The organism is Lelliottia sp. RWM.1, from assembly GCF_016859735.1.
Taxonomy (GTDB): Bacteria; Pseudomonadota; Gammaproteobacteria; order Enterobacterales; family Enterobacteriaceae; genus Enterobacter.
The window spans coordinates 23,154-40,500 of sequence record NZ_WLVC01000041.1 but is presented as its reverse complement, the minus strand read 5'-3'; the positions used below and the strand labels follow the sequence as shown (position 1 = coordinate 40,500).

Annotated in this window: 20 protein-coding genes; 6 read left to right on the top strand and 14 right to left on the bottom strand. The window is 52.7% G+C overall.

Features of this window, described 5'->3' with window-relative positions:
* Positions 1 to 235: 235 nt before the first annotated feature.
* Both GF617_RS21625 and GF617_RS21620 read right to left on the bottom strand, forming a co-directional pair.
* The gene (locus GF617_RS21625; protein ID WP_181622843.1) at positions 236 to 1,066 is read right to left on the bottom strand and encodes an N-acetylmuramoyl-L-alanine amidase; all 831 of its coding nucleotides are present in this window, start codon (positions 1,064 to 1,066) and stop codon (positions 236 to 238) included.
* Positions 1,063 to 1,386 (bottom strand): heavy metal-binding domain-containing protein, encoded by a 324-nt coding sequence (locus GF617_RS21620; RefSeq protein WP_181622842.1) that lies wholly within the window; start codon positions 1,384 to 1,386, stop codon positions 1,063 to 1,065. Before GF617_RS21620 ends, GF617_RS21625 begins: the two co-directional genes overlap by 4 nt.
* A gap of 91 nt (positions 1,387 to 1,477) precedes the next feature.
* On the opposite strand from GF617_RS21620, the gene GF617_RS21615 reads away from it, so the two are divergent.
* The 6 genes from GF617_RS21615 (at position 1,478) to artJ (ending at position 6,000) form a co-directional block, all read left to right on the top strand.
* On the top strand, positions 1,478 to 1,993 hold the full coding sequence (locus GF617_RS21615) for a lipoprotein (RefSeq protein WP_181622841.1): 516 nt from the start codon (positions 1,478 to 1,480) through the stop codon (positions 1,991 to 1,993).
* 225 nt (positions 1,994 to 2,218) lie between these two features.
* A complete protein-coding gene (gene artP / locus GF617_RS21610) occupies positions 2,219 to 2,947 on the top strand; it encodes an arginine ABC transporter ATP-binding protein ArtP (RefSeq protein WP_181622840.1) in 729 nt (242 codons plus the stop codon).
* A gap of 19 nt (positions 2,948 to 2,966) precedes the next feature.
* Positions 2,967 to 3,698, top strand: coding sequence for an arginine ABC transporter substrate-binding protein ArtI (gene artI, locus GF617_RS21605; protein ID WP_203452423.1), 732 nt, complete (start codon positions 2,967 to 2,969; stop codon positions 3,696 to 3,698).
* 6 nt (positions 3,699 to 3,704) lie between these two features.
* Positions 3,705 to 4,421 (top strand): arginine ABC transporter permease ArtQ, encoded by a 717-nt coding sequence (gene artQ / locus GF617_RS21600; protein WP_181622838.1) that lies wholly within the window; start codon positions 3,705 to 3,707, stop codon positions 4,419 to 4,421.
* Entirely contained in the window at positions 4,421 to 5,089 is a 669-nt protein-coding gene (artM, locus tag GF617_RS21595; RefSeq protein ID WP_181622837.1) for an arginine ABC transporter permease ArtM, read from the top strand. The genes artQ and artM overlap by 1 nt, the downstream gene beginning before the upstream one ends.
* Positions 5,090 to 5,268: 179 nt before the next feature.
* Positions 5,269 to 6,000: an arginine ABC transporter substrate-binding protein ArtJ gene (gene artJ / locus GF617_RS21590; RefSeq protein WP_181622836.1), complete on the top strand. Its 732-nt coding sequence runs from the start codon at positions 5,269 to 5,271 to the stop codon at positions 5,998 to 6,000.
* Positions 6,001 to 6,065: 65 nt separating this feature from the next.
* Here artJ and GF617_RS21585 read toward each other — a convergent pair whose 3' ends face one another.
* The 12 genes from GF617_RS21585 to nfsA all read right to left on the bottom strand — a co-directional run bounded on the left by GF617_RS21585 (position 6,066) and on the right by nfsA (position 17,341).
* Positions 6,066 to 7,538: a sensor histidine kinase KdpD gene (locus GF617_RS21585; protein ID WP_203452422.1), complete on the bottom strand. Its 1,473-nt coding sequence runs from the start codon at positions 7,536 to 7,538 to the stop codon at positions 6,066 to 6,068.
* Positions 7,522 to 8,229 (bottom strand): response regulator transcription factor, encoded by a 708-nt coding sequence (locus GF617_RS21580; RefSeq protein ID WP_181622834.1) that lies wholly within the window; start codon positions 8,227 to 8,229, stop codon positions 7,522 to 7,524. Before GF617_RS21580 ends, GF617_RS21585 begins: the two co-directional genes overlap by 17 nt.
* A gap of 89 nt (positions 8,230 to 8,318) precedes the next feature.
* On the bottom strand, positions 8,319 to 8,744 hold the full coding sequence (locus tag GF617_RS21575) for an Sbal_3080 family lipoprotein (protein ID WP_181622833.1): 426 nt from the start codon (positions 8,742 to 8,744) through the stop codon (positions 8,319 to 8,321).
* A 63-nt stretch (positions 8,745 to 8,807) separates the two neighbouring features.
* Positions 8,808 to 9,944, bottom strand: coding sequence for a 23S rRNA (uracil(747)-C(5))-methyltransferase RlmC (rlmC, locus tag GF617_RS21570; protein ID WP_203452421.1), 1,137 nt, complete (start codon positions 9,942 to 9,944; stop codon positions 8,808 to 8,810).
* Between the two features lie 117 nt (positions 9,945 to 10,061).
* A complete protein-coding gene (locus GF617_RS21565) occupies positions 10,062 to 10,583 on the bottom strand; it encodes a YbjO family protein (RefSeq protein WP_203452420.1) in 522 nt (173 codons plus the stop codon).
* A 17-nt stretch (positions 10,584 to 10,600) separates the two neighbouring features.
* Positions 10,601 to 11,446 (bottom strand): putrescine ABC transporter permease PotI, encoded by an 846-nt coding sequence (potI, locus tag GF617_RS21560; protein ID WP_181622830.1) that lies wholly within the window; start codon positions 11,444 to 11,446, stop codon positions 10,601 to 10,603.
* Positions 11,443 to 12,399, bottom strand: a complete 957-nt coding sequence (gene potH / locus GF617_RS21555) for a putrescine ABC transporter permease PotH (protein WP_181622829.1) — start codon at positions 12,397 to 12,399, stop codon at positions 11,443 to 11,445. The genes potI and potH overlap by 4 nt, the downstream gene beginning before the upstream one ends.
* Positions 12,400 to 12,408: 9 nt before the next feature.
* A complete protein-coding gene (potG, locus tag GF617_RS21550; RefSeq protein WP_181622828.1) occupies positions 12,409 to 13,542 on the bottom strand; it encodes a putrescine ABC transporter ATP-binding subunit PotG in 1,134 nt (377 codons plus the stop codon).
* 100 nt (positions 13,543 to 13,642) lie between these two features.
* The gene (potF, locus tag GF617_RS21545) at positions 13,643 to 14,755 is read right to left on the bottom strand and encodes a spermidine/putrescine ABC transporter substrate-binding protein PotF (RefSeq protein WP_181622827.1); all 1,113 of its coding nucleotides are present in this window, start codon (positions 14,753 to 14,755) and stop codon (positions 13,643 to 13,645) included.
* Positions 14,756 to 15,106: 351 nt separating this feature from the next.
* Entirely contained in the window at positions 15,107 to 15,583 is a 477-nt protein-coding gene (locus GF617_RS21540) for a YbjN domain-containing protein (RefSeq protein ID WP_181622826.1), read from the bottom strand.
* 63 nt (positions 15,584 to 15,646) lie between these two features.
* Positions 15,647 to 16,549, bottom strand: a complete 903-nt coding sequence (gene rimK / locus GF617_RS21535; RefSeq protein WP_203452419.1) for a 30S ribosomal protein S6--L-glutamate ligase — start codon at positions 16,547 to 16,549, stop codon at positions 15,647 to 15,649.
* A gap of 69 nt (positions 16,550 to 16,618) precedes the next feature.
* On the bottom strand, positions 16,619 to 17,341 hold the full coding sequence (gene nfsA, locus GF617_RS21530) for a nitroreductase NfsA (RefSeq protein WP_181622824.1): 723 nt from the start codon (positions 17,339 to 17,341) through the stop codon (positions 16,619 to 16,621).
* Positions 17,342 to 17,347: the final 6 nt, after the last annotated feature.

Below are 17,347 nucleotides of genomic sequence, written 5' to 3'. Positions count from 1 at the left end.
CTCATGATGTCCCTCTGGGATGCGCTCCGGATGAATATGATGATCTCATATCAGGAACTTGTTCGCACCTTCCTTAGTTTATAATTATACTTACTCAATGAGTTAGCACGCTATGCATCTATCTTAAGTGCGGGTAATTTTAAGTCAATTAACTATAATTTAATTGAGAATGTACTTAAGATTAATCCTAAGCACATTCTGTGCCGGGCATCTTACTCAGAGGTATCCCGAAGGATTATCCCTGCCCGTATTTTTCCAGTAAGGCTTCAGCAATGGCCATCGTTTCAGCATCTGCATTACCATCCCAGCGTTCCGGGCGAAAATGCATCTGGAACACCATAATGACCCGCTTCTGCTGTGCCGGGGTGCTGTTTTCCGGTAACGCGTAGCCATAACGCACCAGCAGATCGAGCAACGCTGCCGTCTCCACGGCCTGATCACGCGGTCGCCCGTTAAGGTAAAACGTCACGCGATCCGGGTCTGGCCAGGCGCCAATCCCTCTTTGCGCCAGTTCACGCCAGGGGAACAGTGGGCCAGGATCGTCCTTACGCTGCGGCGCTATGTCCGAATGCGCGACCACATTCTCCGGCTCGATGTTGTAACGCGCGATAATGTCTTTCGCGAGTGGAATCAATGCGGCAATTTGTGCTGGCTCAAACGGGGTGAAATGTTTCACCTCACCCGTTTTCTGCCAGCCCCGGTTTTCCAGTTCAATGCCCACAGAGGTATCATTTATCCGGTTAGTACCGCGCCAGAAGCTGATCCCTGCATGCCAGGCAAGCTGATCTTCAGGTACTAATTGCCAGATACGGGGCTTGCCATCAGGAGAAGGCGGATGAGCCGGAATGAGGTAATGCGAGCTCACATTTTTGTCCGTTAACGTTGCCAGTGAGCTGTCGAAATCGTCGGCGGTGTAGTGAATGACCAGCACTTTGATACGTGGATACGCCGCCTGTGCCTGATGCCGGGTATCCAGCTCATATGCACCTTTATCAAGGATACCCTTTTCTGTCGCACAGCCTGCCAGCAGCATGGCCAGCAGGAGCGCAGATAGCGAGCGCTTCATCGACGGATTTTCACCGCCGTACCACTGACGCTTACCATCAACATACTGGCGTCTTTCCCTACCGTTTCGTAGTCAATATCAATGCCCACAACGGCATCCGCTCCCAATGCTTTCGCCTGTTCACCCAGCTCTTTAAACGCGATTTCTCGCGCTTTGCGCAGCTCTTTTTCGTAAGCACCCGAGCGGCCACCCACGATGTCGCGGATACCGGCAAAAAAGTCGCGGAAAATGTTTGCCCCCAGGATGGCTTCGCCTGTGACCACGCCGCAATACTCGATGATCGGCTGCCCTTCCAGAGTGGGGGTTGTTGAAAACTGCATGGTTTCTCTCCTTTTTAGCGTGAAGCTCAGGCAGCATTATCGGGTCGTTACGCTATGATTGAAAGGATAGTAAATAAATAAGGAAATCAACATGCGCTACTCTGCTTTAACGCTTTTAGTGCCATGCGCGCTGGTGCTCAGCGCCTGCACCACGGTTACACCGGCCTTTAAGGATATCGGTACTCGCAGCGGTCCTTGTATTGACGGCGGCCCGGATGCCGTAGCACAGCAATTCTATGATTATCACATTCAGCATCGCAGTAACGACATCACCGCACTGCGCCCTTACCTCAGTGACAACCTGGCAAAACTGCTGAACGATGCAACCCGCGATCCGCAGCATAATGCGTTGCTCAAATCTGACCCGTTCTCCAGCCGCACCACATTGCCAGACAGCGCTGAAGTCGCCAGTGCATCCACCATCCCGAACACCGATGCCCGGAACATTCCTCTGCGGGTGAAACTCACCCAGGGCACACAATCCTGGCAGGATGAAGTGCTGATGATCCGTGAAGGACAATGCTGGGCGATTGATGATGTCCGCTACGTCGGCGGCAGCGTCCATGCCCCGGCAGGCACGCTACGCCAGTCCATTGAAAACCACTGACCACCCGTTAATCAATTGTTAACCCCGTAAAATGTGCGGCATTTCATCAGGAATGCCGACATTTATACTCGCCGGAATTGCCCTTCGCTATTTTGTGCTATGTTTAGATAGGATTACGGGTTATATTTAACTTTTAACGCAGAAATATTGCATAACTATTCTGTCAACGGTACTATCTGCGGCCTCAATTGCTATAGATTGCCTGGATGAGTAAAGACTGCCCCGATGAGTATTAAACTAAACGGCATTAACTGCTTCTACGGCGCACACCAGGCGCTGTTCGACATCACGCTGAACTGCCCAGAAGGTGAAACGCTGGTTTTGCTTGGCCCAAGCGGCGCGGGCAAAAGCTCCCTTCTGCGTGTCCTTAATCTGCTTGAGATGCCCCGTTCGGGCACGCTGGCTATCGCCGGTAACCATTTTGATTTCGCGAAAGCGCCTTCTGATAAAGCGATTCGTGAACTGCGCCAAAACGTCGGTATGGTCTTCCAGCAATACAATCTCTGGCCGCACCTGACGGTGCTGCAAAACCTGATTGAAGCACCTTGCCGCGTGCTGGGTCTTAGCAAAGACCAGGCAATGGCGCGCGCTGAAAAGCTGCTGGAACGCCTGCGTCTTAAACCATACAGTGACCGCTACCCCCTGCACCTTTCTGGTGGTCAGCAGCAACGTGTGGCGATTGCCCGGGCGCTGATGATGGAGCCTGCCGTACTGCTGTTTGATGAGCCGACGGCTGCACTGGATCCCGAAATTACCGCCCAGATCGTGAGCATTATTCGTGAGCTGGCGGAAACCAATATTACTCAGGTTATTGTGACCCACGAAGTAGAAGTGGCGCGTAAAACCGCCAGCCGCGTGGTCTACATGGAAAACGGGTATATCGTTGAACAAGGTGATGCGAGCTGCTTCACAGCCCCGCAAACCGATGCCTTCAAAAACTATTTATCTCACTGATTTGCTAGGGGAAATGATAATGAAAAAAGTATTGATTGCCGCGCTGCTTGCTAGCGTCAGCCTTTCCGCTACCGCAGCCCAGACGATTCGTTTTGCCACTGAGGCCTCTTATCCTCCGTTTGAATCCATCGATGCAAACAACAAAATTGTTGGCTTCGACGTGGATCTGGCAAACGCGTTGTGCAAAGAGATCGACGCGACCTGTACCTTCAGCAATCAGGCGTTTGACAGCCTGATCCCAAGCCTGAAATTCCGTCGTATTGACGCGGTCATGGCCGGTATGGACATCACACCTGAACGTGAAAAACAGGTTCTGTTCTCTACCCCTTATTATGATAACTCTGCACTGTTCATTGGTCAGAAAGGGAAATATGCCTCTGTTGACCTGCTGAAAGGCAAAAAAGTAGGTGTGCAGAACGGTACAACGCACCAGAAATTCATCACGGATAAGCACCCGGAAATCACCACTGTGCCTTACGACAGCTACCAGAATGCGAAACTGGATCTGCAAAATGGTCGTATTGATGCTGTCTTTGGTGATACTGCCGTCGTGACTGAATGGCTGAAAGCAAACGACAAGCTGGCTGCCGTTGGTGACAAAGTGACCGATAAAGATTATTTCGGCACGGGTCTGGGTATCGCCGTCCGTCAGGGCAACACTGAATTGCAGCAGAAATTCAACACGGCTCTGGAAAAAGTGAAGAAAGACGGCACGTACGAAACCATCTACGCTAAATGGTTCCAGAAGTAAGACCTGATGAACGAAATTTTTCCTTTAGCAAGCGCCGCCGGGATGACCGTCGGCCTTGCCGTTTGTGCACTCATTATCGGCCTGGCGCTGGCGATGGTCTTTGCGGTGTGGGAGTCAGTGAAATGGCGACCTATCGCATGGCTTGGCTCTGCGCTGGTCACGGTACTTCGGGGATTACCGGAAATTCTGGTGGTCCTGTTTATCTATTTCGGTTCCTCGCAGCTGCTGTTAATGCTGTCAGACGGCTTCACCCTCAATCTGGGTTTTGCGCAGATCCCGGTGCAGATGCAAATTGAGAACTTTGACGTCAGTCCGTTCCTGTGTGGCGTGATTGCCCTCTCCCTGCTCTACTCCGCTTACGCGTCGCAAACCCTGCGTGGCGCGCTGAAAGCCGTACCCGTTGGTCAGTGGGAATCGGGCCAGGCATTAGGTTTATCGAAAGCTGCGATCTTTTTCCGCCTGGTGATGCCGCAAATGTGGCGTCATGCCCTGCCAGGGCTCGGCAACCAGTGGCTGGTACTGTTAAAAGATACCGCGCTGGTCAGCCTGATCAGCGTAAATGATTTGATGTTGCAGACCAAAAGTATCGCCACCCGTACCCAGGAGCCGTTTACCTGGTACATTGTGGCGGCCGCTATCTACCTGGTGATCACGTTGCTGAGTCAGTACATCCTGAAGCGTATTGATTTGCGTGCAACGCGTTTTGAACGGAGACCAGGCTGATGCTTGAGTATTTACCTGAGCTGATGAAAGGGCTGCATACCAGCCTGACGCTGACCGTGGCGTCGATCATTGTGGCGCTGATCCTGGCACTCGTCTTCACCATTGTGCTGACGCTGAAAACGCCCGTCGTGGTCTGGATTGTACGTGGTTACATCACCCTGTTCACCGGTACGCCGCTGCTGGTGCAGATCTTCCTGATTTACTACGGGCCGGGCCAGTTTCCGACGTTGCAGAACTATCCGGTTATCTGGCATCTGCTTTCCGAGCCGTGGCTGTGCGCCTTGATTGCACTGTCGCTCAACAGTGCCGCTTACACCACTCAGCTGTTTTACGGTGCTATCCGCGCGATCCCGGAAGGACAATGGCAATCCTGCGGCGCGCTGGGGATGAGCAAGAAAGACACGCTGGCGATCCTTCTGCCTTATGCCTTTAAACGCGCCCTTTCTTCGTACTCTAACGAAGTCGTGCTGGTGTTCAAAAGCACCTCGCTGGCCTATACCATCACGCTGATGGAAGTGATGGGTCACGGACAGTTGTTATATGGACGCACCTACGATGTGATGGTATTCGGTGCGGCAGGCCTGGTTTACCTGGTGGTTAACGGTTTGCTGACGCTGATGATGCGCCTCATCGAACGTAAAGCCCTGGCATTTGAGCGCCGTAATTAGCGTAAACTTTGCATAAAAAGCAATAACAGAGACGGGCAAGTCTAAAGACTGCCCGTCTTTTTTTATGCATTAAATAATATTTAATCATTTTTATTGCATATAAATTCAATAACTGGCATTGTACGTTCATGCCACAGACACGGCGCATAATGACAAGATTGACAGACGGGAGCATTAAAATGAAAAAGGTAGTTCTGGCCGCATTACTGGCAACTTTCGCCGCTGGCGCATCAGCTGCAGATAAAATTAATTTCGGTGTTTCAGCGACATATCCTCCGTTCGAATCACTGGATGCCAGCAACCAGATCGTCGGTTTTGATATCGACCTGGCGAAAGCACTGTGCAAACAGATGCAGGCCGACTGTACTTTTACCAACCATGCATTTGACAGCCTGATCCCGTCGCTTAAATTCAAAAAATACGACGCGGTGATCTCCGGAATGGACATCACACCGGAGCGTAGCAAACAAGTTTCGTTTACCGACCCGTATTACGCGAACTCCGCGGTAGTCATTGCGAAAAAAGGCGAATTCACCTCCTTTGACCAGCTGAAAGGCAAACGCATTGGCATGGAAAACGGCACGACACACCAGAAGTACCTGCAGGACAAGCATCCTGAAGTCAAAACTGTTGCCTACGACAGCTATCAGAATGCGATTATCGACCTAAAAAATGGCCGTATTGATGGCGTGTTTGGCGATACTGCCGTGGTGAACGAATGGCTTAAAACCAACCCGCAACTGGGTACAGCGACAGAAAAAGTGACCGACCCACAATACTTCGGCACAGGCCTGGGTATCGCGGTACGTCCTGATAACAAAGCGCTGCTGGAAAAACTGAACGGCGCACTGAAAGCGATTAAAACTGACGGTACATATCAGAAAATCAGCGATCAGTGGTTCCCGCAGTAATTCTCTTCTGTCGGGTAGCCTGGCCTACGGGGGTGGTATGTAGGCCGGGCCTGCCCGGCAATTTCTCATAAGGGTACAAAGAAGCGAAAACGAGCCCCACTCACCGAATCCATCAGCCTGATCCCACCGCCGTGTAGCTCCAGCATCCTTTTAACAATTAGCAGCCCTAATCCCCCACGATTTTCCCGCGACGCCTGGGAATTTAGTGCAGACGGGCGCTGAAACAGCTCATCGCGCAGTGAGGCATCAACGCCTGAACCGTTATCAGCGACTTCAACCTGTAGCTGCTCATTCTCCTGCCACACCGCCAGCCGAATTTCCCCCCCTGTCGGCGTGTGTCGCATCGCGTTATCCAGCAAATTCGTCACCACACGCTCAATCATCGACACATCGGCGTTAACCAGTGGCAATGGCCCGGGAAGATCAATATGCAGATTGACTTCGCGCGTGCGGGCAGTTAGCTCAAACTTCTGCGCGACGTCGGAAATCAATTCCCCCATCGCAAAGCGCTCACGCTGTGGCTTAATGCCGCCATATTCAAGGCGCGCCAGCTCAAAGAGCTGCTGAGAGAGATGACGGACCTTTTGCCCCTGACGCAGGGCAGTCGCAAGATATTGCTGATGCTCTTGTGGCGTGAGCGTAGCCGATTTCAGTGACAGTGTTTCCAGATAGCCAAGTAAGGAGGTCAGTGGCGTGCGTAAATCATGCGAAATCGTGGCAATGAATTCACGGCGCTGGCGATCGCTGTCCGCCAGTTGATCCCACTGCACAGCAATTTTACGCGCCAGCTCAATAAAGGTGTTACGCAATAGCGTCACCTCATCCCCCGAGGTCAAATCCGTAGTTTGTGCCGCCAGGTGCTTAATCGCGCTGATGCTATCTTGCTCCAGCCCCGTAACATCCGCCGTCAGGCGTTTCACAGGACGCGTCACCCAATACCAGACCAGTAATCCTGCCAGCAGGCCAAACAACGCCACCAGCAGCAGTGACCAAAGTGCCGTACTCCACAGCGCCTTGTGCCAGGCCATGTCGGCAAGGGCATTCGACTCCTCACCTTGCAGGATAATGTACAGATAGCCTTTGAGCTCACCGTCCTGGCGAAGCGGCGTCACGCTAAACACTTTTTGCTTATCCGCACTTCGCGGATCGTCGCCATAGACCGGCATCGCGACTCCACTTAAAAACGTTTGCAGTGGTGTAATGTCGATCTTTTGCCGCTGGATATGGCCCGGTGGCGCAGCATCAGCCAGTAGCTCGCCGTCAGGGGATATGACATACAGTTCGACGCTCGGATTAAAGGTCATTAACCGGTCTAACAACGGCTTCAGGGCACTACGATCAACCTGGCCCTGCGCGTCCAGAATCGGTTCGCGCTGCACGATCTGTTGCGCCAGACCACCGGATAGCCGCTGTACCATGGCGTTACCGTACTGCATGCTGGTGTACATCTGCACCACGCAGGCCACAGTGGCACAGAGCATCAGCAACAGGATAAACAGCAGCGTCAGACGCTGGCTCAGGCTAAAGCGCCGCATCATGATTCAGCTCCGCAAATTTATAACCTTTCCCCCAGACAGTACGAATGATCTCCGGTTCAGCGGCGTCTTTCTCAATCTTGATGCGCAGGCGGTTGATATGGGTGTTTACGGTGTGCTCATAGCCTTCATGCTGATAGCCCCAGACCTGCTCAAGCAACGCCAGACGCGAAAATACCTCGCCAGGGTGGCGGGCAAAAAACCAGAGCAGTTCAAACTCGCGTGGGGTGAGGTCAACGTCCCGACCGTGCAATTGCACGCTGCGGGTCAGGGGATCGAGCATCAGGCCATGAGCCTGGATTTGCCCGGAGATTTGCGTCTGCCCCATCGCATGCTGACGGCGGAACAAGGCTTTTATGCGCGCCACCAGCTCCTGGACTGAGAAGGGTTTGGCAAGATAATCATCCGCCCCCGTTTCCAGGCCGGTAATACGGTCGGTTTCACTGCTGCGGGCACTGATGATAATCACTGGCAGGTAGCGGGTCATCTGACGGATACGACGGCAAATTTCCAGACCATCCACGCTCGGGAGCATCAGGTCGAGGATCACCGCATCCCACGACGACTGCTCAAGCAGTAATAACGCCCTGCTTCCGTCAGCCTCGTGGGTAATCGCATAGCCTTCGTCTTCTAAATTCAGACGCAGTAACGCCGCGATATCGCGATCGTCTTCCACCAGCAAAATCTGCTTCATCGGTAAGCCTTCATTCATTTCATATGACTAAAGCTTACCTGATTTCAGGCCGGGGAAGAGTTCACATTTTGTTTAAGAGTTAACGGTGATTATTGCCCACCGACCAGACGGTCGATAACGGGATTGATCTTGTACTCCGTACCTCGCCATTTCATGAGCGATAAACCGCCACCCGCACGCAGATGGAAATTGGCAGAGGCAACCATCACCCCTTCGCGATTTATGGTGAAATCTGCAGAGGAGAGATAAGGCACGACATCCCAGGTACGGTATGCCGTGTAGTTCATAATATAACGGCAATTTTCAGGCTTCTCGGTGCTGAACACTTCAGAGTTGATATGGTGATATTGCAGACGTTGTTGCACCACAGGTAATAAATCGCTGACTTTGACCGCATCATTTCGCTGAATACAAATACGATCAATGAGCTCAGTTTTAGGCAATGGATTGACTTTTACAGACGTACAACCCACAAGGCCGATGGCGAACATCGGCAACAGAATGATTTTCTTCATTTTCTTTTGTCTATGGAAAAGGAGCGGCGATTATGCCACAGCTTTCCTTAACAAAAATTGACATTACGACAGCGGATCTCGTATTAACAGCGTCAATACTTCATAGTGTGCCGTATGTGGGAACATATCGAAAAGTTGGACGCGTGCAATGCGATAACCCGGCAGATCGCGGAAATCTTTTGCCATAGTCTGAGCATTACAGCTTGAGTAGATCATGTAATCCGGGGCCATCTCGCTCAGGTAGTCACACAGCGCTTTGCCTATCCCACGACGTGGCGGATTGACCAGCACCAGTTCCGGCACATCGGCCTGGCCGGTCGCAAACTGTGTGGAGTCAAGCGCCTGGAACTGAAGATTGGTTAGCCCTAATTCAGCGGCAGATTGCTTCGCGCAGGCGATGGCTTCCGCTGAAATCTCAATTCCTGTCAGCGTCATCTCTGGCGTTGCACAATGTAAACCAAAGCCCCCCACACCGCAGAACAGATCCCACATATGGTTGACCGGTAATGCCCGGACCCAGTCACGGGCACTGGCATACAACGCACTTGCGACCATTGGGTTCGTCTGGAAGAAACTCTGTGGGCGGATCCACAGCGGCACATGGTTGAAGTTCTCTGCCAGGGCGTGCTGTCCGGTGAAGAAGATCTCTTTCTCCCCTTCCATAATCGCCATATGCACAGGCTGAATATTTGCTGTGACGACCTTGAGCTGCGGGAGCTGCAGTTGCAGCCACGGCAAAGCGGCTCGCAGCTGTTCCAGCTTTGCCTCTGAACGCAACACAAAACGCAGCATCATGCCGCCATCCAGCTGGCTTTCTGTCAGCAGGAGGTATTTAAGCTCACCACGTTTACGCGCAACGTTGTAAGGCGTTAACCCTGCTCGGGCAATAAAAGGCTTGAGAGCGGCAAAAACCGGTTCAAATGAGGTTGGATAGAGCGGGCAGTCGGTTAAGTCTTCCGGTGTGCCATCACGATGCAACATCCCCAGCAGCGGTTTTTCGACGCTGCCGCTGACCACCATTTTGGCTTTATTTCGAAACCCCTGTTCCGGCCCACTGACAGGCGCACACCACTCTCCCACCGCATGTTCAGCCAGTAATTGCTGTAAATCGGCCATTTTGGCGGTGAGTTGCCGGGAGACCGGTTGTTCTATCCACTGACAGGAGCGACAGCGACCGGCGTCATAAAGTGCGCACTGCATACGAAAACCTTAAGAATAACGAGGGCTGCGATTATATACACAAAATCATTCAAGTTGTATCAAGGTGAGCAGACGCAACCAACACAGCGACAGCCTGAAGGATGACGTGGATACACACTATTGCAGACGGAAGAACCGTCGGCTGGACGCCGGAGCATACAGCAGACACAGCACCAGGATATCAGGAAGTTTTTGCATGACCAGCGAACGGAAAATCTCTCGTTTTGACTCTCCTGCGATACTGAACAGCTCCGGATAACCGTAACCGAGCGAAGCAGCCCAAAGATAGCTCGCCGCAATCACTTGCGTCAGCAGATAGATCCAGCGCGCCCAGTTGCGCCCTTTCACCAGCGAAAACGCACAATAGATCTCAACGAAAACCAGCACCAGACTGGAAAGAAAGACCAGCGTCAGATTCCACGTCTGCACGCTGCGATGGATAAACTCAACAATACCGCTCGTGCCCAGCGTGTTCAGAATCATCAGCAGATCAAGGCAGCGAATCATAATGATGGCGAGCGCCGCCACCTGCACCAGCGCAGGGACGTTCAGACGAGCATGCGAACCACGCGATTGTTTAAAAAATCCCACTGTTTTACTTCCCTGAAAAACAGTGCCGCGACAGGCGCGGCACTTCATGGGAAATTTTAAATGCTTCAGCCGCGTCTTGCACGCTGGATATCACGTACACGCTGTTTTTCCGCGCGTGCCATCAGATACCAGGCGATAAATCCGACAATTCCGACAACCCCCAGAATGATGGAAGCCAGGGCGTTAATCTCAGGGTTAACCCCCATACGCACGCTGGAGAAGACCAACATCGGTAACGTCGTCGCGCCTGGGCCAGAAACAAAGCTGGCGATCACAAGGTCATCCAGCGACAACGTAAAGGCCAGTAACCAGCCGGAAATCACCGCAGGCATAATCATCGGTAACGTGATGATGAAGAAGACCTTCAGCGGCGTTGCACCGAGATCCATCGCCGCCTCTTCAATAGAGTGATCCAGTTCGCGCAGACGCGACGAGATCACGACCGCCACATAGGCAGTACAGAAGGTGACGTGTGCCAGCCAGATGGTCAACATACCGCGATCCGCTGGCCAACCGATGGCATGTGCCAGGGCAACAAACAGCAACAGAAGTGATAAACCGGTAATAACATCTGGCATAACCAGCGGCGCGGTGATCATAAACGCAAAGCCGTTAGACCCACGAAAACGCCCAAAACGAACCATCACCATCGCGGCTATCGTTCCAAGGATCGATGCCATGGTTGCTGCACATGCGGCAATGGTCAGGCTCAACCCTACTGCACTCATCATCGCGTCGTCGTGGAATAACTCGCTGTACCAGCGCGTCGACCAACCCGCCCATACCGTCACCAGCTTGGAACTGTTGAACGAATAGATCACCAGCATCAGCATCGGCGCGTACAGGAAGGTAAATCCGATCACGAGGATCAGAATTCGCCACGGAGAGCGAACGACCGGTAAATTGTTCATCCGTGATCTCCCATCTGTTTTTGCTGATGCTTGTGGAACCACATGATCGGCACAATCAACAGCAGTAACATCACAATCGCCACCGCTGAAGCCACCGGCCAGTCGCGGTTATTGAAGAACTCCTGCCACAGAACACGACCAATCATGATGCTGTCCGGCCCCCCCAGCAGTTCCGGGATCACAAACTCCCCAACCGCCGGGATAAACACCAGCATAGAACCGGCTATAATGCCACCTTTTGTCAGTGGCACAATCACGCTAAAGAAGGTCTTTAATGGGCGAGCGCCCAGATCCAGCGACGCCTCAACCAACGAGTAATCGATACGCGTCAGGGCGGTATAAATTGGCAGCACCATAAACGGCAGATAGGCGTACACAATGCCGATATAAACAGCCAGATTGGTGTGCAGAATGGTCAGCGGCTGATCGATAACCCCAAGCCACATCAGAACGTTATTCAGCACCCCGTTGTTTTTCAGGATCCCCATCCACGCATACACGCGGATCAGGAATGAGGTCCAGGACGGGAGGATCACCAGCAACAACAAAATATTGCGCGTCGACGGTTTACTGTGCGCCACCGCCCACGCGAGCGGATACCCCAACAACAGACAGCAGATCGTCGAGATCCCCGCCACCTGCAACGACTGCAGATAGGCTTCAAAATAGAGCGGGTCGTCGGTGAGCTGAAGGAAATTACCCAGATTCAGCGTCAGCGTTAGTTGCCCGTCGGCCCAGTCCAGCAGGTTGGTGTACGGCGGGATCGCCCGCGCCATTTCGGCGAGACTTATCTTAAAGACGATCAGGAAAGGTAACAGAAACAGCAGGATCAGCCACACATACGGCATGGCGATCACCAGCTTGCGCCCATGCGCCATCTGCATGCGCGCCAGCCAATGCCCAAAGCCGCCCGGTTTTTCTACACGGCGGGCTGGAGGTTCAAGTGTACTCATGATCGCTCCTTATACCGTCAGCACGACGCAACTGTCTGCATCCCAGCACAGACGCACTTCGTCGCCCCAGGTCGGCAGACCTTTACGGTAACGGTGTTCGTTCTGCAACTGAGCACTGATCATCTGCCCGCTACTCAGACGCACATGGTAAATCGAGAGATCGCCCAGATAGGCAATATGCACCACTTCCCCGACGGCAAAGTTGTAACCATCGGCAGGCGGTTCTTCGCAGAGCATGATTTTTTCCGGACGAAGCGCCACGTAAACCGGTACGTTATCCACCACCGACGCATCAACATCGACTTTCAGGGGGTGAACAAGCCCAGGAGATTCAATCACCAGCCCATCTTCCTGACGATCTTTCAGCAGCCCTTCGAACACATTAACCGAGCCAATAAACTCTGCGCTGTAGCGCGTGGTCGGATGTTCGTAGATCTCTTCCGGCTCACCAATTTGCACAAACTTACCGCGATTCATGATCGCAATGCGTCCAGCCATGGTCATCGCCTCTTCCTGATCGTGAGTCACCATGACGCAGGTCGCCCCCACACGCTCAAGAATATCCACCACTTCCAGCTGCATACGATCGCGCAGTTTTTTATCCAGCGCTCCCATCGGCTCGTCGAGCAGCAGCAGTTTCGGGCGTTTCGCCAGGCTTCTCGCCAGCGCCACACGCTGACGCTGACCGCCTGAAAGCTGGTGCGGTTTACGTTTGGCGAACTCCTGCATATGCACGAGACTCAACATCTCGGCCACACGCGCCGTGATTTCGGCTTTTGGCAGCTTGTCCTGCTTCAGGCCAAAGGCAATGTTCTGCTCAACGGTCATGTGCGGAAACAGGGCGTAGGACTGGAACATCATGTTAATCGGGCGTTGATACGGTGGTACGCTGGAGAGATCAACACCATCCAGCACAATCTGCCCGGCTGTCGGCTGTTCAAAACCGGCCAGCATACGCAGCAATGTAGATTTACCACAGCCAGACGCACCCAGCAGCGCAAAAATCTCGCCTTTGTAGATGGTCAGGCTAACGTCGTCCACGGCATGCTGGCCGTCAAAAGATTTCGTGAGGTTACGGATTTCAAGAAGCGGGGTCAGCGCTTTACGGACTTTCGCCTGCGGGCGGGGGATCACTTCATTCACGGGGTGTTCTCCGGCATAAATCAAAACTGGTGCAAACGCACCAAAAGGGTGCGTATCGCCGGGCAGAACAACACCTGCCCGGCATACATCTCACAAAGCCTTATTTACCGCTTTTCACCTTCGTCCACGCACGCGTACGCACACGGTCAATTTTTGGGTCCTGCACTTTCAGGGTGAACAGCTTGGCGAAGACATCGGCTGGCGGATAGATCGCCGGATTATTGCGGATTTCTTCGCTGACCAGCGGCACAGACGCCTTATTACCGTTAGCGTAATACACGTGGTCACTGATGTGGGCGATCACGTCCGGACGCATCAGGTAGTTGAGGAACTGATACGCTTCGTCTTTATTTTTGGCATCAGCAGGCATGGCGAACACGTCGAAGAACGCCAGAGCCCCTTCTTTTGGAATGAAGTAAGACACATTCACGCCATTTTTAGCCTCTTTCGCACGGTTAGCCGCCTGCCAGACATCGCCTGCCCAACCGATGGCCACACAAATGTCGCCATTTGCCAGGTCGTTAATGTACTGGGATGAGTGGAAGTAGCGAATGTTTGGACGCAGCTTCAGCAGCAGATCGGTCGCCGGGCCGGTGTAGTCATCGGCTTTAGTGCTGTTTGGATCTTTGCCCAGATAGTTAAGTACGGTGGCAAAAATCTCTTCCGGGGCGTCCAGGAAGGAGACACCGCAGCTTTTCAGCTTCTCAAGGTTTTCAGGCTTCAGCACCACGTCCCAGCTATCGAGTTTGACGTCTTTGCCGAGGACCGCTTTCACTTTGTCGACGTTATAGCCGATACCAGTGGTCGCCCACAGATAAGGCATCGCGTATTTGTTGTCCGGGTCATGCTTTGCAACCAGCTTCAGCACTTCCGGATCGAGGTTTTTCCAGTTCGGTAATTTGCTTTTATCCAGCGGCTGGAAGACGCCTGCGGTCAGTTGACGCTCCAGGAAGCTTGCGGACGGAACCACCAGGTCAAAGCCGGTGCTTCCCGCCATCAGTTTGCCTTCCAGAACTTCGTTCGAATCGAACACGTCATAGACCACTTTGATCCCGGTCTCTTTTTCGAAGTTTGCCACCGTATCCGGCGCGATATAGTCAGACCAGTTATAAACGTGCAGCGTTTTTTGTTCCGCAGCGAGCGAGCCGGCAGAGACGGCCATCAGAGCACCCGCAACCAGACCCGATAACCATTTTTTATTCAAGGCGATCATATCGTTATTCCTTATGAAAGCTCGTTAACAAACGAACTAAAACTGTGCAATCTGAAGATATGCAATATTCATGCATATTTTGTCGCTCTGCCCGAAATAAAAAGAAACGACGTTATCCGGCAGTATTCGCTCGCTTTTTTAAGCATCGCAAGAATAACTGTAGCCCGTGTCTCCGGCTATAGCCCAGACGAAAAAACGCCTTTTATCAATTTTTTATGCAGGTAATGTCTACGTGATAAGCCGAAATGGCCTTTGGGGAGGTGAAAAATTCTTTAAAGAAAGGTTACAAGTAGCAGAAAAAATGGTGTTATGCAGCCGCTCTGGCAGCGACTGCGCAAAAGTCAGACAGCACTAGTGAAGAAAATTGGGAGATGCATCATTATTCTCTGCGTCATCTTCACTGCCATACAGCAGATGATGTGCACTGGCTTCCAGCATCACCATCGAGATCTGCTCTTCGCTCAGGCGCATAAACCAGGAAAACTGTTTGAAGGAGAGCCCTGCTCCAGCGAATAAAGACTGGCAAACAACCAGTTTTGGCAGATTATCATCCTGAATATCGAGAAATGCTTTCACCGTCAAAGAACTGGCATTAATAGCCGACAGATCGGAAGCCAGCGCCAGCAGCGCTGAAGGCTTCACTTCAGCCAGGGCGGAGAAAAGAATCACGTCGTTGATCAGATCGATTTTGGCATCGAACACGCCGTCGAAATTTTGCATATGCGGCAAGTGCAGCGCCTGACAGGAATCACACTCAAAGTAAGTGATTCCCGCATCATCGAGCCATTGACGTAACGTATCCAGTGTTGGTACGACCTGTAAATCCATCGCTGTGCAGCCTCTTAAGAAAAAACTTCGCCTAGATTACGCAAAAAATACGCAGTGATCCATTTAACCGCCCGTTTTCAGGCAGAATCCCGGCGTCGCATGGCGTTCGATCCATGCGATCATTTTACCCGCAATATCAATACCCGTGGTTTTCTCGACGCCTTCCAGCCCCGGTGAGGCATTCACTTCCATCACCAGCGGCCCTCGCGTCGCGCGCAGAATATCGACACCCGCAATATCCAGTCCCAGCGTTTGTGCGGCTTTGACAGCCATTTCGCGCTCACGTTCGCTGATATCAGCTACCCGCGCTACACCACCACGGTGCAAATTAGAACGGAAATCGCCCTCTTTTGCCTGACGTTCAATGGCAGCCACGACTTCATCGCCCACCACAAGGCAGCGAATGTCCCGCCCTTTGGCCTCTTCGATATATTCCTGCACCAGAATATGGGCATTGAGGCCGCGAAACGCATCAATAACGCTTTCAGCCGCCTGGCGCGTCTCTGCCAGTACTACGCCAATACCTTGCGTACCTTCCACCAGCTTGATCACCAACGGCGCGCCCCCGACCATATCAATCAGATCGCTGGTGTCGTCCGGCGAATGGGCAATTCCGGTGACGGGCAGATCAATGCCCTGACGGGCCAGCAGTTGCAGCGAGCGGAGCTTATCGCGGGCGCGTGAGATCGCGACGGATTCATTGAGGGGGTAACTTCCGAGCATTTCGAACTGACGTAATGCGGCAGTACCGTAGTAAGTAATCTGAGAACCAATACGGGGGATGACCGCGTCGAAATGCGGTAACTGACGACCTTTATAGTGAATCGACGACGCTACCGGGTCGATATTCATATAACAGGACAGCGGATCGAGGATCTCAACCTGATGGCCGCGCTTTAGTGCCGCTTCGCGCAGGCGCTTGCATGAATAGAGCGTTCCATCCCGGGACAAAATGGCAATGTTCACCCTGCACCTCTCTAATAACATGGGAAAAGCCTGCGTATCATACACGCAGGCAGGCACAGGATGAATGCACTATCGCGTTGCCCAGCCCTGTTTATGCAAATAGTCGAGAATAAACGGACGGTTTTCTTTAATGATGGTGCGACGAATATGGTCGCTCCAGGTATCCCGACGGGTATTGCTGCCGCGCGTCAGGTAGTAGTGCGCCAGCTCGTCATCGTAGTGTGCCAGTACATCCTGGTCGACTGGCTGATAGTGGTTTTCATGCATGATCATGCTTGCAGGCAGGCGTGGTTTGACGTCCGGGTTATCCGCCGGCCAGCCGAGGCACAGGCCAAAGAGCGGTAAAACGTGTTTAGGCAGCTTCAACAGTTCTGTCACGCTTTCAATGTTATTGCGCAAACCGCCGATGTACACCCCACCCAACCCTAATGATTCCGCTGCTGTCAGGGCATTTTGCGCCATCAACGCCGTATCCACGACGCCGAGCAACAGTTGTTCCGCCAGGCCAAGCTCAGCCTCCGGACAGATCTGCAAATGGCGGTTAAAGTCGGCGCAAAACACCCAAAACTCCGCCGCCTGAGCCACATGTTTTTGCCCACCCGTTAGCGTCACCAGTTGTTCACGCATTGCGGGGTCGGTAATACGAATAATAGAGCTGCACTGTAAAAAACTGGAGCTGGATGTACCCCTTGCGCTGTCCACAATGGCTTCGCGCTGTGCCTGAGTGATTGGCTCATCGGTAAAATGGCGAATCGAACGGTGGGAACGTAGCAGGTCAATCGTTGGCGTCATGTTGTC